This is a genomic window from Bradyrhizobium sp. YR681 (assembly GCF_000282615.1).
Taxonomy (GTDB): Bacteria; Pseudomonadota; Alphaproteobacteria; order Rhizobiales; family Xanthobacteraceae; genus Bradyrhizobium.
Genome location: NZ_AKIY01000034.1, coordinates 1 through 24,175 on the forward strand (window position 1 = coordinate 1; position 24,175 = coordinate 24,175).

Below are 24,175 nucleotides of genomic sequence, written 5' to 3' on the forward strand. Positions count from 1 at the left end.
CCGCCACCAGTGCGGCTGCCGCCGACCATTTCTTGATGGCGAACCCAACCGCCAGTCCCGGGACCAGAGCGAGCAGCGCGCGCACCGCGAAGAACACGACGCCCGCGACGACGGCCATGTGATAACCAGAGATCGACAGCACGTGGCCGAGGCCCGAGACGAACATCGCATCGTTGACGGGCGTGGTGATCGCATCGCGCCGGCCGGTCAGCAGCGCTGTCGCAATCGCCCGGTTGTCGCCTTCGAGCGTGGCGCGGATGCGCGCGTCGATCGCATCGCGCAGGCCCTGCGTGAAGGCGGCATAGCGCAGCCGCAGGCCGCCGGTATCAGGCGGCGCCACGGCTGCAATCGCACCCATCACGAAACCGGAGGCGCCGATGCCCTGGAAGAACATGTCGCGCGAGAAATCGTAGCTGCCGGGGCGCACCGGCGAGATCGGCGGCATCAGCCGCGCCTTCAACTGCACGAAGCTGCCGACCTCGGGCGCAGTCCCCTTGCGCACCGACAGCCGCACGCGCTCGAGCTTGACGTCGCTGCGCTGCGCCTCCATCGACGTGACGCGCAGGACAAAGCGGTCGGTGCGCTCACGGATGTCGCGGGTCTCGACGAAGCCCGACAGCGAGACGGAATAAAGCGGCTTTGCGAGCACCGTGTGAGCAATGCGGGCCGTCTTCCAGGTCGCCACCGCAAAGCCGGCTGCGATCGCCGCGATCATGATCGCCGGTGCAAACAGCTGGCTCCGCCGCAACAGCACCGCACAGAGCGTGAGCGCGCTAGCCGTCGTGGCAACGACCCACAGCACCGGCTCATGATCGGCCGCAAAATAGAGCGCGATGCCGCAGCCGAAGGCGACAGGTACCCACGGCAGCAGCCTCCCCGCGCCGGCCTCGGCGCGGACCCATTCGTGCAGCGTGCCGACGAGCACGGGCCAAAGGCCAAAGCCGACCGGCACAAGGCTGCCGGCGGGCGCAGCCCGGCCCGTCGGCCACGTGCCTGCAATCCCTTGCGAGAGACGCTGCGGCCGGCCCGGCTCCGCCATTCCCTGCACCTTGCGATACGCAACGGAGGCCGAGGCTACCGGAACGTGCAGGTCGGCGAAAAGCGGCACAAATCAGGAACGAGGCCTATCGCCCCCTACTTTTCCTCTTCCATCGTCACGGCGACATCCGCCTTGGCCGACAGCCGGACCTTATTGCCTTCGACGCCGGCGACGAGGCCCTTATCGATGAAATGGTGATGGCCCTTGTGGCTGCCCTCGCCGCTGTCCTTCTTGGTCAGCTTGATGCGGTGGCCCTCGACCTTGTCGACGGTGCCGACATGAACGCCGTCGGCGCCGATGACTTCCATATGCTCTGCGATGTCTTGCATGGTGGGATCCTCTTCTGGACCCACCCAACGCGCGGGGAGAGCTTCGGTTCGTATTCTTTTGTCATTCCGGGGCGCGCCACTTGGCGCGAGCCCGGAATCCATAACCACGAGCCGGGGTTATGGATTCCGGACCTGGCCCTTCGGGCCATCCCGGAATGACAAAACTGATTAACGGGCGCGACCGCTAGATCAGCGGCGCCTTTGAGGAAGCGTGGTGATTGACGATCTTCCAGTCGCCGTCCTCGCGCATGATGACCCAGCTCATCTTGACGACGAGATCGTCCCGTTCGCCGGCGAGGTCGAACGTGATGGTCGCGCCCATGTTGATGATATCAGGACCGGCCTGCGCCGCATTCACCTCGGAGAAGACAGCAGCCGGCTTGCGCCAGCGCGGCAGGCCGTTGAAATAATCGGCGACGCCATCCCTTCCCCGATAGAGCTTTGGGTTGGAGCCGAAGAAGAACGCGTTCTTCGCATAGAGCGACGACAGCGCCGCGGCGTCGAGCGTCGCGAAGCCGGCGCACCATTTCGCGATGATGGCGGAAACGATGGCGTCGGCTTCACTGTTCATGGGCGGCTCAACCTTTGGCGACTTCCTTCGCGAACGTGTCGCGCAGGCCGATGGTGCGCGAAAATACCGGCTTGCCCGGCGTCGAGTCCTTGTCGCGCACGAAATAGCCCTGGCGCTCGAACTGCATCGGCTCGGTCGCGTTGCTCTCGGCAACCGAGGCCTCGATCCGGGCATCGCTGAGAATCTCGAGCGAGTTCGGATTGAGATCGGCCGCGAAGTTCGAGGCGTCCGGACTCGGATTGGCGAACAGCTGGTTGTAGATGCGGATCTCTGCCGGCTTCGAATTCGCCGCCGGCAGCCAGTGCATGGTCGCCTTGACCTTGCGGCCATCAGGGGCGTTGCCGCCCTTGGTCGCGGGGTCGTAGGTGCAGCGCAGCTCCACCACTTCGCCAGCGTCGTTCTTGATCACGCCGGTGCACTTGACGAAATAGGCGTAGCGCAGCCGCACCTCGTTGCCCGGTGACAGGCGGAAGAACTTCTTGGGCGGGTTCTCCATGAAGTCGTCCTGCTCGATAAAGAGCTCGCGGCCGAACGTGATTTTTCGCGTGCCCGCGCTGGGATCGTCCGGGTGGTTGATCGCCTCGAGCTCCTCGGTCTGGCCTTCCGGATAATTCTCGATCACGACCTTGAGCGGCCGCAGCACGCCCATGCGCCGCTGCGAAGTGCGATTCAGCTCCTCGCGGATGCAGAATTCGAGCATGCCGACGTCGACCACACTGTTGGCCTTGGCCACGCCGATGCGCTTGACGAATTCGCGCAAGGCGGCCGGCGGCACACCGCGGCGGCGCATCCCCGCCATGGTCGGCATGCGCGGGTCGTCCCAGCCGGCGACATGGCCGTCGCGGACGAGCTGGGTCAGCACGCGCTTGGACAGCAGCGTGTAGGTCAGATTGAGCCGCGCCATTTCGTACTGATGGGGCTTGGACGGCACCGGCAGCTTCTCGATGAACCAGTCGTAGAGCGGCCGATGGTCCTCGAACTCCAGCGTGCAAATCGAATGCGTGATGCCCTCGATCGCGTCCGACTGGCCGTGCGCGTAGTCGTAGCTCGGATAGATGCTCCACTTGGTCCCGGTGCGCGGATGGTGCGCATGCAGGATGCGGTAGAGCACGGGATCGCGCAGATTGATGTTGCCCGAGGACATGTCGATCTTGGCCCGCAGCACGCGCGCGCCGTTCGGGAATTCGCCCGCCTTCATGCGGCGGAACAGGTCGAGATTCTCGTCCACGCTGCGGTCGCGGAACGGCGAGTTCTTGCCCGGCTCGGTCAGCGTGCCGCGCGAAGTGCGGATCTCCTCCTGGGACTGGTCGTCGACATAGGCCAGGCCGTCGCGGATCAGCTTCTCCGCCCATTCGTACAGGCGGTCGAAATAGTCCGAGGCGTAGAACAGGTTCTTGCCCCAGTCGTAGCCGAGCCAGTGCACGTCGGCCTGGATGGAATCGATATATTCCTGCTCTTCCTTGACCGGATTGGTGTCGTCGAAGCGCAGATGGCAGCGGCCCGGAAACTCCTGGGCGATGCCGAAATTGAGCGCGATCGACTTGGCGTGGCCGATATGGAGATAGCCGTTCGGCTCCGGCGGGAACCGGGTCACGATCTCCTTGTACTTGGCCTGATCGAGGTCGGCCTGGATGATGTCACGAATGAAATCGCGCCCAACCTCAGCAGCCACCGGTTCTGTCATTACGAAAATCCTGTAGGGAAATCAGCGGTCCTTCTGCCAAATTCCCTTGGCTGAGCCAAGGGCTTAAGCGAGGCCTTAAGCGGTCCGCTGCCGGGCTTTAGTTATGCTCCGGTCCTGTTATATACCACCGCCTCCAATGCATAGGCCCTGCCAAGAATGACCTCTCCCATCGTCACCCGCTTTGCTCCCTCCCCGACCGGATTCCTCCATATCGGGGGCGCCCGCACGGCGCTGTTCAACTGGCTCTATGCCAAGAAGCACGGTGGCAAGATGCTGCTCCGGATCGAGGACACCGACCGGGAGCGCTCCACCGAGGCGGCGATTGGCGCCATTCTGGACGGGCTGAAATGGCTGGAGCTCGGCTGGGATGGCGACGTCATCTACCAGTTCAGCCGCGCCGCCCGGCACCGCGAGGTCGCCGAGCAGCTGCTCGCCGACGGCAAGGCCTATCGCTGCTATGCCACCGCCGAGGAGCTCACCGCGATGCGCGAGAAGGCGCGCGCGGAGGGTCGTACCCGCCTCTATGACGGCATGTGGCGCGACCGCGATCCCGCGACCGCCCCTGTTGACGTCAAGCCGACCATCCGCCTGCGCGCGCCGCAGACCGGCGAGACCGTGATCGAGGACCAGGTTCAGGGCCGCGTGGTCTGGCAGAATGAGAACCTCGACGACCTCGTCCTGCTGCGCGGCGATGGCAACCCGACCTACATGCTCGCGGTGGTCGTGGACGACCACGACATGGGCGTCACCCACGTCATCCGCGGCGACGACCATCTGATCAACGCCGCCCGCCAGAAGCAGATCTATGATGCGATGGGCTGGGCGCTGCCGAGCATGTCCCACATCCCCCTCATCCACGGCCCGGACGGCTCAAAACTGTCGAAGCGGCACGGCGCGCTCGGCGTCGACGCCTACCGCGCCATGGGGTACCTGCCAGCCGCCCTGCGCAACTATCTCGTCCGCCTCGGCTGGAGCCATGGCGACCAGGAGATCTTCTCGACCGAGGAGATGATCGCCGCGTTCGATCTCGCCAGCGTCGGCCGCGCCGCCGCCCGCTTCGATTTCGCCAAGCTGGAAAACCTCAACGGCCATTACATCCGCCACGCCGACGATCAATCACTCGTGAAGATGTTCGAGGACGTGCTCGACCATGTGGTGCCCGCTCGCGACGAGCTTAAGGCCAAGTTAAACGACACCACGCGGGCGCAGCTGCTCAAGGCCATGCCGGCCCTGAAGGAGCGCGCCAAGACGCTGATCGAGCTGATCGACAGCGCCTATTTCATCTTCGCCGACCGGCCGCTCGAGCTCGATCCCAAGGCGGCCGCGTTGCTGACGCCGGAAAATCGCAAGCTGATCGGCCAGCTTCATTCCGCGCTGGAGAATGTCGAGACGTGGAGCGGCGCCGCGACGGAAGCCGCGCTGCGCGCCTTTGCCGAGGAAAATAGTCTCAAGCTCGGCGCGGTCGCCCAGCCGCTGCGGGCGGCGCTCACCGGCCGCACCACGTCGCCTGGCATATTTGAGGTTTTGGACGTCCTGGGACGCCAGGAAAGTCTGGGCCGGCTTAAGGATCAGGCCACGGACTAGGCTAGACGTAAGTCGACCATGCGCGGCGCCATCTTGCAGCGCACACAGCAATAATATACCCATCTCAGCCGTACCTTCTGGAACATCCGGCCTGCCCCCTTATGTCATCGGGGCCTTCCGGGTCCGGCCCGTTTCACCACACATCGGGGACCTCTGATGGACGCAAAATCAAGCAATAAGACCGCCACGCTGACGGTCGGAAACAAGAACTACGATCTCCCGATCCACAGCGGAAGCGTCGGGCCTGATGTCATCGATATCGGCAAGCTCTACGGCCAGTCCGGCCTGTTCACCTACGATCCCGGCTTCACCTCGACCGCGAGCTGCCAGTCCAAGATCACCTATATCGACGGTGACGCGGGCGTGCTGGAATACCGCGGCTACCCGATCGAGCAGCTCGCCGAGAACGGCGACTTCCTGGAGACCTGCTATCTCCTGCTGTACGGGAACCTGCCGACCGCCGCGCAGAAGAAGGATTTCGACGACCGCGTGATCCATCACACGATGGTGCACGAGCAGATGGCCCGCTTCTTCCAGGGCTTCCGCCGCGACGCCCATCCGATGGCTGTGATGGTGGCGTCCGTCGGCGCGCTCGCCGCGTTCTATCACGACAGCACCGACATCAACGATCCGAAGCAGCGCATGATCGCTTCCATGCGCATGATCGCGAAGATCCCGACCCTGGCCGCGATGGCCTACAAGTACACGGTCGGCCAGCCCTTCGTATACCCGAAGAACTCGCTCTCCTTCGCCGAGAACTTCCTCAACATGTGCTTCGCCGTGCCGTGCGAGGACTACAAGATCAACCCGGTGCTCGCTGACGCGCTGGACAAGATCTTCATCCTGCATGCCGACCACGAGCAGAACGCCTCGACCTCGACGGTGCGTATCGCCGGCTCCTCCGGCGCCAACCCGTTCGCCTGCATCGCCGCCGGCATCGCCTGCCTCTGGGGCCCGGCCCATGGCGGCGCCAACGAAGCTGCGCTCGCGATGCTCGCCGAGATCGGCTCGGTCGACAAGATTCCGGAATTCATCGCCAAGGTGAAGGACAAGAACTCCGAAGTCCGCCTGATGGGCTTCGGTCACCGCGTCTACAAGAACTACGATCCGCGCGCCAAGATCATGCAGAAGATGTGTCACGCCGTGCTCAAGGAGACCGGCCATGGCGACGATCCGATGCTGAAGGTGGCGCTCGAGCTCGAGAAGATCGCGCTCAGCGACCAGTACTTCATCGACCGCAAGCTCTACCCGAACGTCGACTTCTATTCGGGCATCACGCTGAAGGCGATGGGCTTCCCGGTCTCGATGTTCACCGTGCTGTTCGCGGTCGCCCGCACCGTCGGCTGGATCAGCCAGTGGAGCGAGATGATCGAGGATCCGCAGCAGAAGATCGGCCGTCCGCGCCAGCTCTACACCGGCGTCACCCGCCGCGATTACGTCGCGATCAAGGATCGCAAGTAAGTCTTCAGCCTTGGGGCTATCGAAGCGGCGCCATCTCCGGATGGCGCCGTTTTTGTTTTTGCGACGACCTTGTAGGCTGGGCAAAGCGCAGCGTGCCCACCACCTCTCCGCGAGCGTGACAAAAACTGGTGGGCACGCTGCGCTTTGCCCACCCTACCGATAGGAAAAATCTGATGCTGAGCGGAAGTTGCCTCTGCGGAGGCGTTGCCTACGAGGTCGATGCGGCTCCAAGCCTCATCATGCACTGCCACTGCCAGACCTGCCGCAAGACGCACGGCTCGGCCTTCTCAACCGTCACCAACGTGCCGCGCGACCGCTTTCGCTGGACCAAAGGCGAAGACCTGCTGCGCGGTTTCGAATCCTCGCCGGGCAAGACGCGCTACTTCTGCTCGCAATGCGGATCGCACATCGTGGCTTCGCGCGAAGGCAAGACGACGGTCTTGCTGCGCATGGGCTGTCTGGACACCCCGATCGCGGAACGCCCCGAGGTGCACATCTGGCGATCGGACGCCGCCGACTGGTACGATCCGAAGGCCGAGCTGCCGGAATGGCCGGAGGGCACCCAGCCACCCGCCCCTTGACCGGCGAAACCGCCAGCAGTCCAGAAACGGCGCCATCTCATGATGGTGCCGCTTTTGTTTGGCACGACGACGAAGAGCGAGCAAAGCGCAAGGGCGAGCGGATGCGGATCGCGAACGCGGTGGATGGATGGTTGCAGGTCGTGGCCTGCTCGCCGTTCCCCGACGCGGCCGGCGAGCTGGTACTTCATCCCCGGTGCGACATTGACGGAGTAATCACCGCGGAGCGGGACATGGGACATCGCCATCGTGGTGAATTATCTGAATGGCGGGCCGGGCTCGGAAGCCGTCACGCGGATGTCGTTCAGCAGCCCGAGCCGCCGCGAGAGCCGCACCGCCGTCGGCGTCGAACTGCCTGTCCTTGTCGACCCGGACAACCGCAAACGGATCATCGTCGACGTCGCGCATCTCTCCTGACGTTATCGCACGCGCCGATCTTGCTGCCGCGCACAACAACAAGTCGACTCATCACGCCCGCGATCGCTTGACAGCCGAAATGCTCCGCGCGCATTCTTACACTAAGTAAGAATGACGACAGGGATGGAAATGCCGGAGCAGCCGCGAAGTCGGCGGCAGACGCGTGCTGCCATTTTGACTCATCTGCTTCAGTCCGGCGGCTCGTTTCGGCCGCCGCTGGCCAAGGCCGTGCGCCTGTCGGAAGCGAGCCTGTCGCGCATCCTGTTCGACCTGAAAGCCGAAGGCCTGATCGAGGAAATCAGGCGCCCTGCCCCTTACATCGGCGGTCCAACGGGCCTCGTCTCGCTCGATGGTTCGGTGGCGCTCGCGGCCCTCGAGCTCACCGGCCAGTGGCTCAGCGTCGGCGTCGGCAGCCTGTCGGGCGAACTGCGCTACATCGAGCGCGTGTCGCTGCCGGCAAAGCCGACAACCGACTCGGTCGGCCGGGCGTTTCGCGAGGCGCTGACATTGCTGCGCGACTGGACGCGGCGGCGACGGGTCAGGCTCGCGCAGATCGGCATCACCATTCCCGGCCTCGGCCGCCTGAGCGAGCTCGGCAATCCGATCATTCCGTGCGATGTCGAAGATATCGGCGACATGCTTGGCGGGATGTTTGCGAACGTCCCGGTCGAGTTCACCAATTCGGTGGTGGCGCACGCCATTTTTCATCGCTGCCGCACCGAAAACTATCCGTTCAGCGGCGCGCATCTGTTCGTCTTCGTCGGCCAGGGCGTCGCGGGCGCCTGGATGGACGATCCGATCGAGGCCGACGCGCTGCAACCGGTCGAGCTCGGCCACATGGTGTTCGAAGCCGACGGGCCGCGTTGCCGCTGTGGTCATCATGGCTGTGTCGAAGCCTATACCTCGCTGCCGGCGCTCGCCGAACTGCTCGGCGTGCCGGAGCCGGAGCTGCTTCGGCTTGGCTGCGACTGGGTGTCCACGATTCCGATCTCTGCGCGCGTGCGGCAGGAGTTGCGGCATCGGCTCTATCGCCTCGGCCTTGCGATCGGCAACACGCTGAACGTCAAGCCCTGTCACGGCGTCGCCATCTCCGGCTGGCCGTCGCTGCTTGGCGGGGACGATCGGAAGGCACTGGTCGACGGCGTCGATGCCAGCCTGCTCGGCGGCCGCAAGCACGCGCAAGCCTCGCTCGCCTTCGTGCCGCCGTCGAATGGCAATGATCCGCAGGCCGCACTGGCCTTCGCGGCTTTCTGTCTCGCCTGCCGCGGCGGCATGCCGGCCGCATCGACGGAGGCCGCCTGACATGCCCTGAGCCGCGCGGCCCTCGCGCAAACAAAAGAGTTCACACCGGGAGGAACTTGCCATGCCGATCACGACAACAAGGCGCCGTCTGCTCGCTGGATCTGCGGCCGCGCTCGCGCTGCCGGCCTTTGCCCGCGCGCAAGGCGCAGTCAAGCCGCGGCTCACCGCGATCTCGCAATGGTCCGCAGGCAGCGACGGGGCGGCCATCACGGCGCTCGGCAAGAAATTCGAGGAGAAAGGCGGGGTCTGGCAGCACTCGCCAGTCCCCGGCTTCACCACCGAGATGATGAACAAGCTGCGGGCCCAGATCATTGCCGGCGATCCGCCGGCTTGTTCGCAGCTCAAGGGCCCCGAGATCGCGGCCTGGTCGAAGATTGCCCCGACCGTCGATCTCGACGCCGTTGTCGCGGCCGCCGGTTATGAAAAGGTCGTCGCTCCGGACCTCGCAAAATTGCACAAGCCCGGCGGCAAGTGGATTGCGCTGCCGCTACAGATCTACAGCACCAACATGCTGTTCCTCTCCAGGCGCGCCATGGACAAGGCCAAGGCCGACAAGGTCCCCGTCACCTGGGCTGACTTCAACGATCTTGCCGAGAAGATGAAAGCCAGCGGTGTCACCTTTCCCGTCGCCAACGGTGGCACCCGCGCCGACGACGGTCAGAAATTCGAGGCCTCGCTCGCTGGCATCAGTCCCACGGCATACCGCGCAGCCATCATGAATCTCGACAAGAAGGCCCTGGAGGGTCCCGAGATCAAGGCCGCCTTCGCGCAAGTCCGCAAGATCACCAACTGGATGGACCCCAATGTCGGCGCCCAGCCCTATGCCACCAATTTGAAGCGCTTCGTCGACGGCGACATGGGCATGATGATCATGGGCGGATGGGCGCAGGGCGTGTTGCGCAACGCCGGTTTCAAGTTCGACGACTTCATGATCGCACCGGGCCCCAGCGACAACGGCAAGCCGGTCTTCCTGTTGAACGCCGATGCCTTCATCTTCTGGCAGCGCAAAGAGCCCGATCTGCAGGCCGGTCAGGCCTTGATGGCCCAGCTGGTCATGGATCCGGCGATCCAGACCATGTATTCGCAGATCACGGGATCGATCCCCGTGCGTACCGACGTCGACCTCTCCGGTGAAGGCTGGTCGGACGGTCAACGGCGGACCGCAGCCGCGCTCAAGGACGCTGTCGCCAACAACCAGGCCGTCCTGAGCCTCGCGCACAACATGGCGCAGGAAAACGGCCTGACCGCCGCGATGATCGACGTGTTTACCGAATACGTGAAGAACAAGACGATCACGCCGGATCAGGCGGTCACCCGCCTCGCCGAGGCGGTCGAGGGCGCGCGTTGACCGACGTGGTCTCCACAGCAAGCCGGCCGGGCCGGCGGGCGACGTCTGACGTCGTGCGCCGGCTGCCCGAATATCTGATGATCTGGGTGCCGCTGCTCTTGTCGGCCGCGCATCTCATTTCGTTTTCGCTGTGGACGATCTGGATTTCGTTCACGCCGTCCACCCTCATTCCGGTCTCCGGCTGGGTCGGCTTGCGCAACTACAATTCGGTCCTGGCCTCGCGGAACTGGCAGATCGCCTTCGACAATCTGCTGCTGTTCGGCAGCGCATTCGTGCTGCTGAGCCTGATCGCTGGCCTCCTGCTCGCAATCCTGCTCGATCAGCGCATTCGCGGCGAGAACGTGCTGCGGTCGATCTTCCTGTACCCGCTGGCGGTGTCGTTCGTCGTCACCGGCACGGTCTGGAGCTGGCTGCTCAATCCCGGCATCGGGATTCAGAAGCTCGTCCACGATCTCGGCTGGACCTCCTTCCGGTTCGACTGGCTGATCGACCGCGACATGGCGATCTGGACCATCGTGATTGCCGCGATCTGGCAATCCTCGGGCTTCGCCATGGCGCTGTTCCTGGCCGGCCTTCGGTCCGTCGACGGCGACATCATCAAGGCGGCGCAGATCGACGGCGCCGGGCCTGTCAGGACCTACTGGCGCGTCATCCTGCCGACGCTTTGGCCGATCACCATCACCGTCGTCGTCGTCCAGTTGCAATTCGCGATCTCGGCCTTCGACCTCGTCCGCGCGCTCACCAATGGCGGGCCCGGGATAGCGACCCAGCTGCCGGCCCTCGTCGTCTACGATCTCATGTTCCAGCGCGGCCAGCTCGGCCGGGGTGCGGCAGCGGCGGTGCTCATGCTGCTCATTCTGCTCGCGGTGCTGCTGCCCTATGCAGCGTGGCGTTACGTCCAGCGACGGCAGGCCACCCATGCGTGACCGCAGCTTCGTACCAAGCCGAATTCTGATCTATCTCAGCGTCTCACTGATCGCAGTAGCCTACCTCGCGCCACTGGTCGTCGTCGTGCTGAACTCGCTCCGGACCAATGAGGAGATCGCGCAGGGTTCGATGATCGGCTGGCCGCAACATTTGGCCTGGAGCAACTACGCCAAGGCCTGGAGCGGTTTCTGCGTGGCCGAGACCTGCGCCGGGATCCGGCCGTACATGCTGAACTCCGCGCTCGTCACGATTCCCGCGACGATCTTCTCGACCCTGCTCGGTGCTGTCGCCGGCTACGCCGTCTCGCTCTGGCGGTTTCGCGGCGACAACTGGATCTACGGCATCGTGACCCTCGGCCTGTTCCTGCCCCAGCAGATGCGTCTGCTGCCCTGGACCATCGTGCTGCGGGACACCGGCCTCATCAACACGCTGACGGGTCTGGTGCTGATCCACACCATCCAGGGGCTGTCCTTCACCACGCTGTTCTGCCGCAACTATTACATCGCCATTCCCCATGAATTGATCAGGGCCGCACGCATCGACGGCGCCGGGTTCTTCCGGATCTTCTGGCGCATCATCCTGCCGCTCTCGGCGCCCATCCTGATCGTCACTGTGATCTGGCAATTCACGCATATCTGGAACGAGTTCCTCTACGGTGTGACTTTCACCACCGGCCAGCAGCAGCCTGTCACCGCCGCGCTGATCGCGCTGTCCGCGGCAATCGCCGATATTCCGCAGCATGGCGTGCAGAGCGCCGCGGTGATCATCGCAGCGCTGCCCACCCTGTTGATCTACCTCCTCGGCGGCCGGTACTTCGTACGCGGCCTCACCGCCGGAGCCGTGAAATGATGGAGTTGTCATGGCAGCGCTAAGCATTCGCGACCTGTCGAAGCGCTACGCCAATCTGGAGGTGCTGAAGGGGATCAATCTCGACATCGAGAGCGGCGAGTTCACCGTGCTGGTTGGGCCGTCCGGCTGCGGCAAGTCCACGCTGCTCAACATCGTCGCCGGGCTCGACCGTGCGAGCGACGGAACGATCGAGATCGGCGGGCGCGTCGTCAACGACGTCCCGCCCAAGGACCGCGACATCGCCATGGTGTTCCAGTCCTACGCGCTCTACCCATCAATGACCGTGCGCCAGAACATCACCTTCGGCATGGAATGCCGGCATGTCGCCAAGGCCGAGCAGGAGAAGGCGCTGGCGAATGTGGCCAGGCTGCTCCAGATCGAGCCGTTGCTCGGCCGCAAGCCGTCGCAGCTCTCCGGCGGCCAGCGCCAGCGCGTGGCGATGGGCCGCGCCCTGGTGCGCGATCCCCTGCTCTTCCTGTTCGACGAGCCGCTCTCCAATCTCGATGCCAAGCTGCGCGTCGAGATGCGGATGGAGATCAAGCGGCTGCACCAGCGCATCGGCGCCACCATCGTCTATGTCACCCACGACCAGATCGAGGCGATGACGATGGCGACGCGGATTGCCGTGATGCATCGCGGCGTGGTGCAACAATTCGCCGACCCCGACACCGTGTACCGCTATCCCGCCAACCTGTTCGTCGCCCGCTTCATGGGTTCGCCGCCGATGAACACGATGCCGGCCCGGCTCGAGGCGGACGCTGGGGGGCCGGTGGCTGTGATCGGTGCAGGACGCCCGGACGAGGTGCGACTGCGTCTGCAGGATTACGATTCCGCCAAATCCTACATTGGCCGCGAGGTGGTGCTCGGGATCAGGCCGGAATGCATCGCTGAGGGGGACCGCGTGTTCTCAGGCAGCACCGGTGCGCCCGTCATCGTCACCGCGCCTGTCGAGCTGGTTGAGCCCACCGGGGCCGAGACCATCGTCCTGCTGCGGCTTGGCGGCGAGCCGGCGCAGGCGCGCATCTCGCCGGATGTCCGCCCCACGCCGAGCGCGCCGGCTTCTTTCGCCCTTGATACCCGCCGCCTGTGCCTGTTCGACCCCGAGACGGAGCGACTGATCGCATGACCCAGACGACCTATGCCGGCCTCGCCGGCCGCGTGGTGCTGATCACCGGAGGCTCCAGCGGCATCGGCGCCGCCTTCGTGCGCGCTTTCGCTGGCCAGGGCGCCCGCGTCGCCTTCCTCGATATCGACGAAGCGGCCGGCAGCGCGCTGGTCGCGGAGGTGGCAGCGGCATCGGGCACCACGCCGCTTTTCGTGCCGTGCGATCTCCTCGATATCGATGCCTTGCGCGCCGCGATGGCACGGGTTCACGGAGCCCTTGGCGATGCCGCGATCCTCGTCAACAACGCCGCCAACGACCAGCGCCAGGTGCTGGCGGATGTGACGCCGTCCGAATTCGACTGGATGATCGGCGTCAACCTCAAGCACGTCTTCTTCGCCGCCCAGGCCGTGGTGCCGCAGATGCAGGCCCGCGGCGGCGGCTCGATCATCAACATGTCGTCGATTGCCTGGATGCGCGGCGCGCCGGCATTGCCGGTCTATGCCGCCGCGAAGGCTGCGATCGTCGGCTTCACCAATTCGCTGGCGCGGTCGGTCGGCGCCGACCGCATCCGCGTCAACGCGATCGCGCCGGGCATGGTGATCACCGAGCGCCAGCGCCGGCTGTGGTATCCGGACGAGCGGACCATCGCCGAGATTCGCCGCACGCGACAGGCCGTTCCCGACGCGGTGACGCCCGAGGACATCGCGAACCTGGCGCTGTTTCTCGCCTCCGACGAGAGTCAGCGCATCACCAGCCAGTGTTTTCGGGTCGACGGCGGCTTGGCCTAGCTCCGCCGGCCCTTCCGCATCGTCGCGAGCACGACATCCGCCGCGAGCACGCTTGGCGACTTGTTGCCGGTCGACATGATGGTGTCGAGTCGCGCAAACGCCTCGACCTGCCGCTTGCGCAGCGGCGTGTCCGTGAGAACTTCCGACAGCGCCGGCGCGAGCTTCTCCGGCGTGCAGTCCTCCTGCAAATACTCCGGGATGACATCCTGGCCGATCACGAGATTGGCGAGGATCACCGAGGAGACGCGGACGGCGCGACGCAGGATGAAGGCCTCGATCGCGCTGACGCGATAGGCCGTTACCATCGGAATGCCCGACAGGGCGAGTTCCAGCGTCACCGTGCCGGATTTGGCCAGCGCGGCATGCGCGATGCGGAATGCGGCGCGCTTCTCGTTTTCGCCGACCACGATCTGCGGCTTGACCGGCCAGTTCGCCACGCCCTCGCGGATTGTCGCTTCGAGATGCGGCATGGTCGGCAGCATCAGGTCGAAGGCGTGTCCCGCCGCCTGCAACCGGCCGAGCGCCGCGCCGAACACGTCGAGATGATGCCGGATCTCGCTGCGGCGGCTGCCGGGCAGCACCAGCAGAACGGGCGGCTCGCCGTCGCGGCGAGCCTGCTCCTCCGCGTTCGGTCGCAGCGAGCCCAATTGCTCGATCAGGGGGTGGCCGACATAGCTGCACGGCGGACCGCCGAGCTTGCGATATTCCTCCGGCTCGAACGGCAGCAGGCCGAGCACATGATCGACATAGCCGAGCATGGTCCGCGCCCGTCCAGGCCGCCAGGCCCAGAGCTGCGGCGAGACGTAATCGACGACGGGGATCGCGGGATTCTTCGCCCGCACGCGGCGGGCGACGCGATGGGTGAAATCCGGGCTGTCGATGATGACGAGCGCGTCGGGCGCAGCCTCCAGCACGGCGTCCACGGTCTGGCGGATCAAACGCAGGATCTTTGGCAATTGCTGCACCACAGCGGCGAAGCCGACGATCGACAGCTCCTCGATCGGAAACAGCGTCTCGAGCCCCTCGCGCGCCATGGTGCGGCCGCCGACGCCGACGAACTGCACGCCGTCGCCAAGGCGTTGGCGCAGCACCTTCATCAAGGCGCTGCCGAGCCGGTCGCCGGACTCCTCCGTGGCGATCAGGAAGATCTTTCGCTTGGGATCGCGGGACTGCATCACGCCGGCAGGCCGATGATGAAGAGGTACTTTGCGTCGGCGAGCCCGATCATCGCTTGCGGCTCGGCGGCGATGGTGTTGCCGGCGATGACGGCGATGCCGGCAAGGCCCGCCCTGGCGACGCCTTCGATGGTGCGCGGACCGATCGTCGGCAGGTCGAAGCGCAGGTCCTGGCCGCTCTTCGGCGCCTTCACCAGCACGCCCCGTCCGGTGGCGGCGCGGATCCGGCCCTCCTCGCGCAGACGCGCCACGCGCGCAAGCAGCGCATCGGTGCCCTCGATATCCTCGACCGCCACCACATGACCGTCGATCACCACCACGGCCTGGCCGATGTCGAACTGACCGAGCGCGGTCAGCACCGCACGGCCGCGCTCGATGTCGGCCTTGGCATTGTCGGCCGGCCAGGCGCGGCTGATGCAGCCCTCGGGCATCAGCAGGTCGGGCGCGACCTCCTTGATGCCGACCATGCGAAAGCCGCCCTGCTCGAGAATCCGGCCGACGCTGGACAGCAGATGATCGTCGCCGCCACGGAAGGCGCGGATGACGTTGCCGAGCAGGCGCAGCGTCGTGACGTCGAACCGGATCTCGGAGAGCGAGGGCCGCACCAATGTGCCGATGAAGATCAGGTCGCGGCAGCCCTCCTCGCGGAACAGCCGCATGGCGCGGCCGAGCTGGCCGACCGAGATCCAGCGATGGCGGAATTTCTCGACCCGTGTCGGATCGCAGGCCCCGCGCAGCGGAAACAGTACCGGCGTGATGCCGCGCGCGGCGAGCGAGTCGGCTACCGCGAACGGCATCGCGCCGCCGCCTGCGACCACGCCGACCAGCGATGAACTCTCCGGAGCCGCCGATGTCATGTCCGCGGCCATCCCGGAATCACTTCGCGATGGCGGGAAGACAAAGCGGGCGATGCTTGCCCTTGCCGATGAAATCGAGGATTTCGGCGATCGCCGGATCCTCGCCGGCAAGCGGTTTCACCGCTTCGAGCCGCTCGGCGAACATGCCGGGGCCGTGGAAGAGTTTCTGATAGAACGACCGCACGGTCGCGAGCCGCTGCTTGGTGAACTTGCGCCGCTTCATGCCGATGATGTTGAGGCCCTCGAGCACGGCGTACTGACCGTTGACGAGGCCGAACGGGATGATGTCGTCGCGTACGCCGCAGACGCCGCCGACCATCACCTGCGGCCCGATACGCGTAAACTGGTGCACGGCGGACAGGCCGCCGATAAAAACGAAGTCGCCGATCTCGGCATGACCGCCGAGCGTTGCCGAGGTCGCGAAGATCACGTCGTTGCCGACATGGCAGTCATGGCCGACATGGCTGCAATTCATGAAATAGCCGCGGTCGCCGACCGTCGTGATACCGCCGCCGGCGACGGTGCCGGCATTCATGGTCACGGATTCCCGGATCGTGCAGCCCGAACCGATCTGGAGCTTGGTCAGCTCGCCACGATAGCTCAGCGATTGCGGCGGGGTGCCGAGCGAGGCGAAGGGATAGATGGTGCAATGGTCGCCGATCGTGGTCTGCGCCGTAATGTGCACATGGCCGATCAGCTTGCAGTTTGTGCCGATCACGACGTGAGGGCCGATGATGCAAAAGGGCCCGATCTCGGTGCCCTCGCCGATCACGGCGCCGTCCGCGACCCGTGCGGTGGGATCAATCTTACTCATCAAGCAATCTGACTCATCAAGAAGGTCTGGTTAGGTGTTGAAGTCGCTCGGTTTTCCGCTGGTTAGCGCGACTATGCCCGATCTGTCCAGTGACGTATCATATCGGCCTGTTTCAGGCGCCGGATGAGCCGGCCGTCCCAACGCATCAGCGCGTTCATGTGGAGCTTGAAGTCATCGTGGTCAGGGCCCTGGCACTTCTGCTCGCCCAGCTGGCGACCGCGCCGATCGTGTCCGAGACGGTCGAGACCGGCGAACACCGCTTCGTCGATCTCGAAACATTCGAATGCCGCGACATCACCCGCAGCACGGTGCTTCAGCGCGTCTGCTACGACCCTGCGCAGAAGGCCCTCATCGTCGCGGTCGGCGGCGCCTATGACCGCTATTGCGGCGTAACCGCGGACACGGTGGAGCGCCTGCTGGGCGCACCGTCCATGGGGCGGTTCTTCAACCAGACGATCAAGCGCGACGTTGCGGCTGGCCGCTACGTCTGCGGGAGCGCGAAAGCGCTCTAATCCGTCAGCATCGCGCCGACGTCGGCTTCCGCGACGACCTGCCCGTTGACCTTGGCATCGCCGTGAAACCACCACATCGCCTTGCGGCGGCCAATCGAACGCATGTGATATTCGATGGTATCACCGGGCAGCACCGGCTTGCGGAACTTGCACTTGTCGATGGTGAGGAAATACACCGCGCGCGGCTTCTCGGTGCCCTCGACCGAGGTGATGCCGATGACGCCGGCGGTCTGCGCCATCGCTTCGATCATCATCACGCCGGGATAGACCGGGCGCTCCGGGAAATGTCCCTGGAAGGCCGGCTCGTTGAAGGTGACGTTCTTGATGCCGATGCCGCTGTAATCGGCGCGGATGTTGATCACGCGGTCGATCAGCAGCATCGGAAAGCGGTGCGGCAGCGTCCGGAGGATCGCATTGATGTCCACCAGCTCGAACTTGATGGGTGATTCCGCCGTCATTCCCGTCCCTCGTTCTTCGGATCGGCCTTGCTGTCGCGTACCAGGCGCTCCACCGCGATAATTTCCTTGAACCATTGTTTGGTCGGCTTGGCAAAAAAGCCGCCCCAGCGACCGTTCGGCGGGATGTCGTCCTTGACGCCGCTCATCGCGGTGACCTGGGCTCCGTCGCCGATCTTGAGGTGATTGTTGATGCCGACCTTCGCCCCCAGCGCCACGTTGTCGCCGATCGTCAGGCTGCCCGCGAGCCCGATCTGAGCCGCCAGCAGGCAGTTCCGGCCGATCGTCACATTGTGGCCGATCTGGACCTGATTGTCGATTTTGGTGCCTTCCCCGATCACGGTGTCGCGCAGGGACCCGCGATCGATGGTGGTGCCGGCACCGACCTCGACATTGTTCTGGATCAGGACGCGGCCGGTCTGGGGCACCTTCACATGGCCCTCGGGACCGAAGAAGATGAAGCCATAGCCGTCCTGGCCGATCGAGCAGCCGGGATGGATCAGCACGTCGTTGCCGATCAGCGCGCACTGGATGGCCGTGCGCGCCCCGACATTGCAGTCCCGGCCGATCTTGACGCCGGGGCCGATCACGGCGCCGACGCCGACCACCGTGCCGCTGCCGATCTCGACATCCGCGCCGATCACGGCCAGCGGATCGACGATCACCCCGTCCTCGAGCCGGGCCGTGGGATCGATGATGGCCGACGGCGCAATGCCGTCATTGCCGACCCAGGACTGGGGGCGCAGCGCATCGCCGTGCCATTCGCGCGCGATCCTGACGAAGGCCCGGAACGGCTGCGCCACCCGCAGCACGGCTACATGCGCGGGCACCTGGGCCTCGAAGCGCGGGCTCACGAGGCAAGCCCCCGCCCTGGTCGCCTTGAGCTCGTCGGCATATTTGAGGTTGTCGAAGAACGCCAGATGCATCGGGCCGGCTTCGTCGAGCGAAGCCAGGCCCGTGATGATATGGCCGCCTTTGGCAGGGTCGACCAGCTGCGCCTTGGTCAGCGCTGCAATATCGGCCAGCGCCGTGGCAGGCGGTTTCTTGAAGAAGGTCGGCTGCGCCATTCCACCCCGTCGCGGTCCGGCTTCGGCATGAAGCGGAAAGGCCGCATCATGCCTTTTCTCACGAATTGAGCACGATCTTTTTGGAGACCGGCCCCCAAAGAGAAATCCGCCAGGAGAAATCCCCCAAGGGAAATCCAAAGGAAACCCTGGGGGGACGGATCATGCCCTGCTGATCGAATTAGAACGAGGTACCGCCGCCGAACCGGAATTCCTGCGTGCGATCGTACTTGCCCTTGGTGAGCGGCACGGCGTAGTCGAAACGCAGCGGACCGAATGGCGACTGCCAGATCAGACCGACACCGACCGACGACCGGACCGTATTGCCGTTGTCATACACCAGGCCGGTACAGGTTCCAGCCGTGGGCGGGTTGACGGTCGAGCGGATGCAGCCCGGCGCATTAACCTCGTTGGTCGCCGTCCAACTCGTCGGACCCTGGTAGTCGAACAGTCCACCCGCATCGGCATACACCGCGCCCTTCAAGCCCACTTCCTTGGGCAGGAACCAGAACGGCATCTGCATTTCCAGCGAAGCGCCCCAGTACTTGGTGCCGCCGAGTGCGTCCTGCGTGCCAAAGGGGTTCAGGTCGCGCGGACCGATGCCGTTCGGGGCAAAGCCGCGGACGAGGTTCGGGCCCATCTGGAAGTGATCGAGCATGCGCAGATCGTCGCTGCCGATCTTGTTCAGCATGCCGCCCTGGACACGGGCGATGCCGACGATGTCGGACACCAGCGGGGTGTAGTACTTCGCGTCGACCACCGACTTCAGGTAGGAGACGTCGCCGCCGACGCCGGCGAAATCCTGACGGAAATCGACGAGCAGACCGTCGGTGGGGTTCTTGTTGTTGTCCAGCGTGTTGTAGGTCAGCGTGTAGCCGAGCGCCGAGGTCAGGGTCTTGCCGCTCGCAAGCTCCTTGCGGACCGGCAGCGAAGCTTCGCCGTCGCTGTAGCAGCCGAGGCCGCCGGTCGAGCTCAGGTCGATGCCGTTGAGATTGGCGAAGGCCGGGCTCGGATTGATCGCGGGCGTCCCCGTGTTGTTACAGTTCGCCAGGTAGTACGGCAGCGTGATTTCCTGCTGGTAGATCGAGTAGCGCAGCTGGAGCGAAAGATCTTCACGCAGGGAGAAACCGAGGCGCGGCGAGAAGCCGAGCGTCTTGGTGCCGTAGGAGATGTAGCTGTTGGACAATTGCTGGCGCTGATAGAGGTCGAGGCCCAGTGCGACGCGGTAGTCGAGCAGATAGGGCTCGACGAACGACAGCGAATAGCCGCGGGCGTACTGGCCATAGGTCACCGACGCCTTGGCGAACAGGCCGCGGCCGAGCAAATTGCGCTCGGAGACCGAGACTTCGGCCAGCGCACCGTCGGTGGTGGAGTAACCGCCCGAGATCGAGAAGTCGCCGGTCGATTTCTCTTCCATGTCGACGATCAGGATGACGCGGTCGCTCGAGGAGCCCGGCTCGGTCGTGATCTTCACGCTCTTGAAATAGTCGAGGTTCTTCAGGCGCCGCTCGGCACGATCGACCAGCGCGCGGTTGTAGGCGTCGCCTTCGGAGACGTCGAACTCGCGGCGGATCACGTAGTCGCGCGTGCGGGTGTTGCCGCGCAGGTTGATGCGCTCGATATAGGTGCGCGGGCCCTCGTCGATGTTGAACACGACGGCCACGGTGTGCGCCTCGAAATTACGGTCGCCGCCGGGACGGACCACGGCAAAGGCAAAGCCGCGGCGCGAGGCCTCGATCTGCATCTCCTCGACCGACTTCTCGACCGATTCGACGTTGTAGAGCGAGCCGACATTGACGCGCGAATAGCCGCGCATCGACGTGGGATCGAAGTTCGGAATGCTGGAGCGGAAGTCGACCGCGCCGACGCGGTATTGCGAGCCTTCCTCGATCTTGAAGGTGACGTTGAAACCCTTCTTCTCCGGATCGTATTCGGTGAGCGCGGCGACGACCTGGACGTCGGCAAAACCGTTCTTCAGGTAGAAGCGGCGGATCAGGTCGCGGTCGGCCTCGACGCGATCGGGATCGTAGATGTCGCTGCTGGCGAGGAAGCTCAGCAGGTTCGATTCGTGCGTCTTGATGATGTCGCGCAGGCGGTAGGACGAGAACGCGTTGTTGCCGATGAACTCGATCGACTTGACGCCGGTCTTGGCGCCCTCCTCGACCGTGAAGACCAGGTCGACGCGGTTGTTCGGCTGCTCGATGATTTCGGGGGTGACGCGCACGTCGTAGCGGCCCGACCGGCGATAGATCTCGGCGATTCGCAGCGTGTCGGACTGCACCATGGCGCGGGAGAAGGTGCCGCGCGCCTTGGACTGGACTTCAGCGGTGAGCTGCTCGTCCTTGATCTTCTTGTTGCCCTCGAAGGCAACGCGACCGATCACCGGGTTCTCCACCACGGAGACGATGATCTGGCCACCGGCGCCGCGGTTGATCCGGACGTCCTGGAACAGGCCGGTCTCGATCAACGCCTTGAGGCCGTCGTCGATGGCGCCTTGATCGAGGCGACCGCCCGGACCCGGCTTGAAATAGGAGCGAATCGTCTCCACCTCGACGCGGCGATTTCCCTCGACGGAAATCGACTGCACGGTCTGAGCAAGCGCAGACGAAGACACAAAAGCAGCCCCAACCGGGGCAAGCACCGGCGCGCCGAACATGATCAGGGTTGCGAGCAAGCCCCCCCGGAGTCGCAGTCCAAACTTCATGCGCAACGCGCCCTTATCATTCCGTGCCAGACCCAACCCCAACGCCGGTCCGGAGATTCCCCAAGTTCGAAGCCGCTTGTAGCCAATTTCCTCGGTGCCGCAAACGGCAGCAGACACCGTAATTTCAATTTCATTCCAAGACGTTGCTGATCAGCAACGCCCTAAACCACGCCACAAAAAAGCCCCTATCAGGAAGCCGCCATCCGCAGGATGTCGTTGTAGGTGGCGAACACCATCAGCATCAGCACCAGGCCCAGACCGATTCGGAACCCCATCTCCTGGGTCCGCTCGGACAGGGGCCGGCCGCGGACCACTTCGGCCGCGTAGAACATAAGGTGACCGCCATCGAGCAGCGGGATCGGGAACAGGTTCAAGAGGCCGATCGAGACCGAGAGCACCGCGCAGAGGTTGATCACGAACTGGAACCCGGCGCTGGCCGCCTGTCCCGACATCTTGGCAATGCCGAGAACGCCGCTGACCTCGTTCGGATTGCCGTTTCCGACGAACAGCGAGCCCAGGAACTTGAAGGTGCTGGTGATGATGAACCAGACCTGCTCGACTCCGATCTTGAGCGCCTCGCCGATGCCGACCGGCGCGGTCGAGGCCTCGCCGGCCTGCGACTTGTGCTCGACGCCGAGCACGCCGACCTTGTGGCTGTTGCCGAACGGATCCTTGCGCTCCAGCAGCGCCGGGGTCGCGGTCAGCGACACGATGGCGCCGTCGCGCTTCACCTGGAAGGCAAGCGCCGAACCTGCGTTCATCGCAACGATTCGCTGCATGTCGGCGAAGCTCTCGATCGGCTTGCCGTCGATCTGGACCACGACGTCGCCGATTTTGAAGCCGGCCGCGGCCGCGGCGCCCTCGGCGACGACGCCGTCGACCCGCGCGATCGTGCTCGGCTTGCCGTAATACAGCGCCATGCCGGCGAAGATCAGCGCGCCCAGGATGAAATTGGCGATCGGTCCGGCCGCCACGATGGCGGCGCGCGGGCCGACCTTCTTGTGGTGGAAGCTGCCGGCACGCTCCTCGGCCGTCATGGCCGCGAGGGTCTCGGACGACGGCGTCGAGGCCTCGCTCTCGTCGCCAAAGAACTTGACGTAGCCGCCGAGCGGGATCGCCGAGATCTTCCAGCGGGTGCCGTGGCGGTCGTTGAAGCCGACCAGCTCAGGGCCGAAACCGAGCGAAAAGGTTAACACCCGAACGCCGGCCCAGCGCGCAACCAGGAAATGGCCGAGCTCGTGGAAGAACACGACGATGGTCAGGACAAACAGGAAGGGAACTGCGTAGCCAAGGAGCCCATGGCTCAACGTATTGAAACTATGGACGAAAAAGTCGATCATCGATTCCCCTCACCCAGCGCCGCTAGGCCCTGGCCCCGAACTATCTAGGATGCCTTTAAGGCAATTTGAGGCAATAGGGCGGCAGCTCTATTTCGCGCAACATGGTCAACGGATATTGCATCATCCGCCGAGGTCATGGGGGACTGGTTCCCGCCCCGGATCCAGTCGTCCAGCGTCGCCTCGACCAAGCGCGCGATGGCGCCAAACCGGATCTTGCCGGCGATGAAGGCGGCGACCGCGACCTCGTTGGCGGCGTTGTAGACGGTGGTCGCCCCCTTCCCGGTCCGGAGCGAATCGAACGCCAGCCGCAGCCCGGGGAACCGCTCGAAATCCGGTGCCTCGAAGGTCAGCTGGCCGATCTTGGCGAGATCGAGCTTGGCGGCCGGTCCCTTGATGCGGTCCGGCCAGCCGAGGCAATGCGCGATCGGCGTGCGCATGTCGGGCGAGCCGAGCTGGGCCATCACCGAGCGGTCGGAAAACTCGACCATGCCGTGGATGATCGACTGCGGATGCACCAGCACGTCGATCTCGTCGGGCGAGAGCGCGAACAGATAGGACGCCTCGATCACCTCGAGGCCCTTGTTCATCATCGAGGCGGAATCGATCGTGATCTTCTGGCCCATGCTCCAGTTCGGATGCTTCAGGGCCTGCGCGAGCGTCGCCTGCTCGATGTCGGCCGGCTTCCAGGTCCGGAACGGGCCGCCGGAGGCCGTGATGATGACGCGGACCAGTTCGTCGCGATTGCCCGAGGCGAGCGCCTGGAACAGCGCGTTATGCTCGGAATCCGCCGGCAAAATGCAGGCACCGGCTTTCGCGGCGCGCTGCATGAAGAAATCGCCGGCACAGACCAGGCATTCCTTGTTGGCCAGCGCGACATGCGCGCCACGATCGACCGCCGCGAGTGCCGGCTTCAAGCCGGCCGCGCCGCTCACGGCCGCCATGACCCAGTCGGCCGGACGCGCGCCGGCCTCGATGACCGCGCTTTCGCCGGCGCCGCATTCGGTGCTCGTTCCCGCCAGCGCGGCCTTGAGCTCGGCGAGCTTCGAGGTGTCGGCGATCGCAACGAAGCGCGCGGAAAACTCCCTGGCGAGCTTGGCCAGTGCTTCGACATTGCTGTTCGCGGTCAGGGCCTCGACGCGATAGCGCTCGGGCGAAGCGCGCAGCAGATCCATCGTGCTGTCGCCGATCGAGCCGGTGGCGCCGAGAACCGTGACGCTGCGGACGGCAGCCGCCGCAGCCTTGTTGTTACGCAATGGGACCGCGCTCATATCC

Annotated in this window: 23 protein-coding genes; 11 read left to right on the forward strand and 12 right to left on the reverse strand. The window is 64.9% G+C overall.

The window, feature by feature from the left end; genetic code table 11:
* The 4 genes from PMI42_RS05355 to PMI42_RS05370 form a co-directional block, all read right to left on the reverse strand.
* Nucleotides 1–1,039, reverse strand: a 1,039-nt coding sequence (locus PMI42_RS05355) for a ComEC/Rec2 family competence protein (RefSeq protein WP_008131287.1), incomplete at its 3' end; no start/stop codon positions are given.
* Between the two features lie 95 nt (nt 1,040–1,134).
* Nucleotides 1,135–1,368, reverse strand: coding sequence for a DUF2171 domain-containing protein (locus tag PMI42_RS05360; protein WP_008131289.1), 234 nt, complete (start codon nt 1,366–1,368; stop codon nt 1,135–1,137).
* 184 nt (nt 1,369–1,552) lie between these two features.
* Nucleotides 1,553–1,939, reverse strand: coding sequence for a nuclear transport factor 2 family protein (locus PMI42_RS05365; protein ID WP_008131291.1), 387 nt, complete (start codon nt 1,937–1,939; stop codon nt 1,553–1,555).
* A gap of 7 nt (nt 1,940–1,946) precedes the next feature.
* Nucleotides 1,947–3,623 carry a glutamine--tRNA ligase/YqeY domain fusion protein gene (locus PMI42_RS05370; RefSeq protein WP_008131292.1) on the reverse strand — a complete coding sequence of 559 codons (1,677 nt, stop codon included), beginning with the start codon at nt 3,621–3,623 and terminating at the stop codon, nt 1,947–1,949.
* 156 nt (nt 3,624–3,779) lie between these two features.
* On the opposite strand from PMI42_RS05370, the gene gltX reads away from it, so the two are divergent.
* From gltX to PMI42_RS05415, 10 genes are all read left to right on the forward strand, one after another.
* Nucleotides 3,780–5,207: a glutamate--tRNA ligase gene (gene gltX, locus PMI42_RS05375; RefSeq protein WP_008131294.1), complete on the forward strand. Its 1,428-nt coding sequence runs from the start codon at nt 3,780–3,782 to the stop codon at nt 5,205–5,207.
* Nucleotides 5,208–5,363: 156 nt separating this feature from the next.
* Nucleotides 5,364–6,668 carry a citrate synthase gene (gene gltA, locus PMI42_RS05380; protein WP_008131296.1) on the forward strand — a complete coding sequence of 435 codons (1,305 nt, stop codon included), beginning with the start codon at nt 5,364–5,366 and terminating at the stop codon, nt 6,666–6,668.
* A 173-nt stretch (nt 6,669–6,841) separates the two neighbouring features.
* Nucleotides 6,842–7,249 (forward strand): GFA family protein, encoded by a 408-nt coding sequence (locus PMI42_RS05385; RefSeq protein WP_008131298.1) that lies wholly within the window; start codon nt 6,842–6,844, stop codon nt 7,247–7,249.
* Between the two features lie 246 nt (nt 7,250–7,495).
* The gene (locus tag PMI42_RS39620) at nt 7,496–7,663 is read left to right on the forward strand and encodes a hypothetical protein (protein WP_008131301.1); all 168 of its coding nucleotides are present in this window, start codon (nt 7,496–7,498) and stop codon (nt 7,661–7,663) included.
* 123 nt (nt 7,664–7,786) lie between these two features.
* The gene (locus PMI42_RS05390; RefSeq protein ID WP_193376322.1) at nt 7,787–8,965 is read left to right on the forward strand and encodes an ROK family transcriptional regulator; all 1,179 of its coding nucleotides are present in this window, start codon (nt 7,787–7,789) and stop codon (nt 8,963–8,965) included.
* Between the two features lie 61 nt (nt 8,966–9,026).
* Entirely contained in the window at nt 9,027–10,313 is a 1,287-nt protein-coding gene (locus PMI42_RS05395) for an ABC transporter substrate-binding protein (RefSeq protein WP_008131304.1), read from the forward strand.
* A complete protein-coding gene (locus PMI42_RS05400) occupies nt 10,310–11,239 on the forward strand; it encodes a carbohydrate ABC transporter permease (protein WP_008131306.1) in 930 nt (309 codons plus the stop codon). Before PMI42_RS05395 ends, PMI42_RS05400 begins: the two co-directional genes overlap by 4 nt.
* Nucleotides 11,232–12,089, forward strand: coding sequence for a carbohydrate ABC transporter permease (locus tag PMI42_RS05405; protein WP_008131309.1), 858 nt, complete (start codon nt 11,232–11,234; stop codon nt 12,087–12,089). Before PMI42_RS05400 ends, PMI42_RS05405 begins: the two co-directional genes overlap by 8 nt.
* Nucleotides 12,090–12,099: 10 nt before the next feature.
* Complete coding sequence (locus tag PMI42_RS05410) at nt 12,100–13,215, forward strand: ABC transporter ATP-binding protein (protein ID WP_008131310.1); 1,116 nt, start codon at nt 12,100–12,102, stop codon at nt 13,213–13,215.
* On the forward strand, nt 13,212–13,982 hold the full coding sequence (locus PMI42_RS05415) for an SDR family NAD(P)-dependent oxidoreductase (RefSeq protein WP_008131312.1): 771 nt from the start codon (nt 13,212–13,214) through the stop codon (nt 13,980–13,982). The genes PMI42_RS05410 and PMI42_RS05415 overlap by 4 nt, the downstream gene beginning before the upstream one ends.
* On the opposite strand, the gene lpxB is transcribed toward PMI42_RS05415, so the two are convergent.
* The 3 genes from lpxB to lpxA are packed head-to-tail and all read right to left on the reverse strand — an operon-like array spanning nt 13,979 to nt 16,828.
* A complete protein-coding gene (lpxB, locus tag PMI42_RS05420; RefSeq protein ID WP_085969420.1) occupies nt 13,979–15,160 on the reverse strand; it encodes a lipid-A-disaccharide synthase in 1,182 nt (393 codons plus the stop codon). The two genes, PMI42_RS05415 and lpxB, sit on opposite strands and share 4 nt — an antisense overlap.
* Nucleotides 15,157–16,014: an LpxI family protein gene (locus tag PMI42_RS05425; protein ID WP_008131317.1), complete on the reverse strand. Its 858-nt coding sequence runs from the start codon at nt 16,012–16,014 to the stop codon at nt 15,157–15,159. The genes lpxB and PMI42_RS05425 overlap by 4 nt, the downstream gene beginning before the upstream one ends.
* Nucleotides 16,015–16,033: 19 nt before the next feature.
* Nucleotides 16,034–16,828 carry an acyl-ACP--UDP-N-acetylglucosamine O-acyltransferase gene (gene lpxA / locus PMI42_RS05430; protein ID WP_008131319.1) on the reverse strand — a complete coding sequence of 265 codons (795 nt, stop codon included), beginning with the start codon at nt 16,826–16,828 and terminating at the stop codon, nt 16,034–16,036.
* 176 nt (nt 16,829–17,004) lie between these two features.
* Here lpxA and PMI42_RS05435 point away from each other — a divergent pair, with 176 nt between their 5' ends.
* Nucleotides 17,005–17,340 carry a KTSC domain-containing protein gene (locus PMI42_RS05435; RefSeq protein WP_035964600.1) on the forward strand — a complete coding sequence of 112 codons (336 nt, stop codon included), beginning with the start codon at nt 17,005–17,007 and terminating at the stop codon, nt 17,338–17,340.
* Here the strand turns inward: PMI42_RS05435 and fabZ are convergent.
* The 5 genes from fabZ to dxr all read right to left on the reverse strand — a co-directional run bounded on the left by fabZ (nt 17,337) and on the right by dxr (nt 24,171).
* The gene (gene fabZ, locus PMI42_RS05440) at nt 17,337–17,798 is read right to left on the reverse strand and encodes a 3-hydroxyacyl-ACP dehydratase FabZ (RefSeq protein WP_008131325.1); all 462 of its coding nucleotides are present in this window, start codon (nt 17,796–17,798) and stop codon (nt 17,337–17,339) included. The two genes, PMI42_RS05435 and fabZ, sit on opposite strands and share 4 nt — an antisense overlap.
* Nucleotides 17,795–18,862: a UDP-3-O-(3-hydroxymyristoyl)glucosamine N-acyltransferase gene (gene lpxD / locus PMI42_RS05445; protein ID WP_008131327.1), complete on the reverse strand. Its 1,068-nt coding sequence runs from the start codon at nt 18,860–18,862 to the stop codon at nt 17,795–17,797. Before lpxD ends, fabZ begins: the two co-directional genes overlap by 4 nt.
* 178 nt (nt 18,863–19,040) lie before the next feature.
* A complete protein-coding gene (bamA, locus tag PMI42_RS05450) occupies nt 19,041–21,563 on the reverse strand; it encodes an outer membrane protein assembly factor BamA (protein ID WP_008131329.1) in 2,523 nt (840 codons plus the stop codon).
* A 188-nt stretch (nt 21,564–21,751) separates the two neighbouring features.
* On the reverse strand, nt 21,752–22,903 hold the full coding sequence (gene rseP / locus PMI42_RS05455; protein ID WP_008131331.1) for an RIP metalloprotease RseP: 1,152 nt from the start codon (nt 22,901–22,903) through the stop codon (nt 21,752–21,754).
* 44 nt (nt 22,904–22,947) lie between these two features.
* Entirely contained in the window at nt 22,948–24,171 is a 1,224-nt protein-coding gene (dxr, locus tag PMI42_RS05460) for a 1-deoxy-D-xylulose-5-phosphate reductoisomerase (RefSeq protein ID WP_035964595.1), read from the reverse strand.
* Nucleotides 24,172–24,175: the final 4 nt, after the last annotated feature.

Excerpts from the sequence above, each read along its gene's own strand:
- lpxD (WP_008131327.1), bottom strand. The coding sequence starts at position 18,862 with ATGGCGCAGCCGACCTTCTTCAAGAAACCGCCTGCCACGGCGCTGGCC.
- PMI42_RS05385 (WP_008131298.1), top strand. The coding sequence starts at position 6,842 with ATGCTGAGCGGAAGTTGCCTCTGCGGAGGCGTTGCCTACGAGGTCGAT.
- PMI42_RS05365 (WP_008131291.1), bottom strand. The coding sequence starts at position 1,939 with ATGAACAGTGAAGCCGACGCCATCGTTTCCGCCATCATCGCGAAATGG.
- PMI42_RS05370 (WP_008131292.1), bottom strand. The coding sequence starts at position 3,623 with ATGACAGAACCGGTGGCTGCTGAGGTTGGGCGCGATTTCATTCGTGAC.
- fabZ (WP_008131325.1), bottom strand. The coding sequence starts at position 17,798 with ATGACGGCGGAATCACCCATCAAGTTCGAGCTGGTGGACATCAATGCG.
- bamA (WP_008131329.1), bottom strand. The coding sequence starts at position 21,563 with ATGAAGTTTGGACTGCGACTCCGGGGGGGCTTGCTCGCAACCCTGATC.
- gltA (WP_008131296.1), top strand. The coding sequence starts at position 5,364 with ATGGACGCAAAATCAAGCAATAAGACCGCCACGCTGACGGTCGGAAAC.
- PMI42_RS05405 (WP_008131309.1), top strand. The coding sequence starts at position 11,232 with ATGCGTGACCGCAGCTTCGTACCAAGCCGAATTCTGATCTATCTCAGC.
- lpxA (WP_008131319.1), bottom strand. The coding sequence starts at position 16,828 with ATGAGTAAGATTGATCCCACCGCACGGGTCGCGGACGGCGCCGTGATC.
- PMI42_RS05410 (WP_008131310.1), top strand. The coding sequence starts at position 12,100 with ATGGCAGCGCTAAGCATTCGCGACCTGTCGAAGCGCTACGCCAATCTG.
- PMI42_RS05425 (WP_008131317.1), bottom strand. The coding sequence starts at position 16,014 with ATGACATCGGCGGCTCCGGAGAGTTCATCGCTGGTCGGCGTGGTCGCA.
- PMI42_RS05395 (WP_008131304.1), top strand. The coding sequence starts at position 9,027 with ATGCCGATCACGACAACAAGGCGCCGTCTGCTCGCTGGATCTGCGGCC.
- rseP (WP_008131331.1), bottom strand. The coding sequence starts at position 22,903 with ATGATCGACTTTTTCGTCCATAGTTTCAATACGTTGAGCCATGGGCTC.
- dxr (WP_035964595.1), bottom strand. The coding sequence starts at position 24,171 with ATGAGCGCGGTCCCATTGCGTAACAACAAGGCTGCGGCGGCTGCCGTC.
- PMI42_RS05390 (WP_193376322.1), top strand. The coding sequence starts at position 7,787 with ATGGAAATGCCGGAGCAGCCGCGAAGTCGGCGGCAGACGCGTGCTGCC.
- gltX (WP_008131294.1), top strand. The coding sequence starts at position 3,780 with ATGACCTCTCCCATCGTCACCCGCTTTGCTCCCTCCCCGACCGGATTC.
- PMI42_RS05360 (WP_008131289.1), bottom strand. The coding sequence starts at position 1,368 with ATGCAAGACATCGCAGAGCATATGGAAGTCATCGGCGCCGACGGCGTT.
- PMI42_RS05415 (WP_008131312.1), top strand. The coding sequence starts at position 13,212 with ATGACCCAGACGACCTATGCCGGCCTCGCCGGCCGCGTGGTGCTGATC.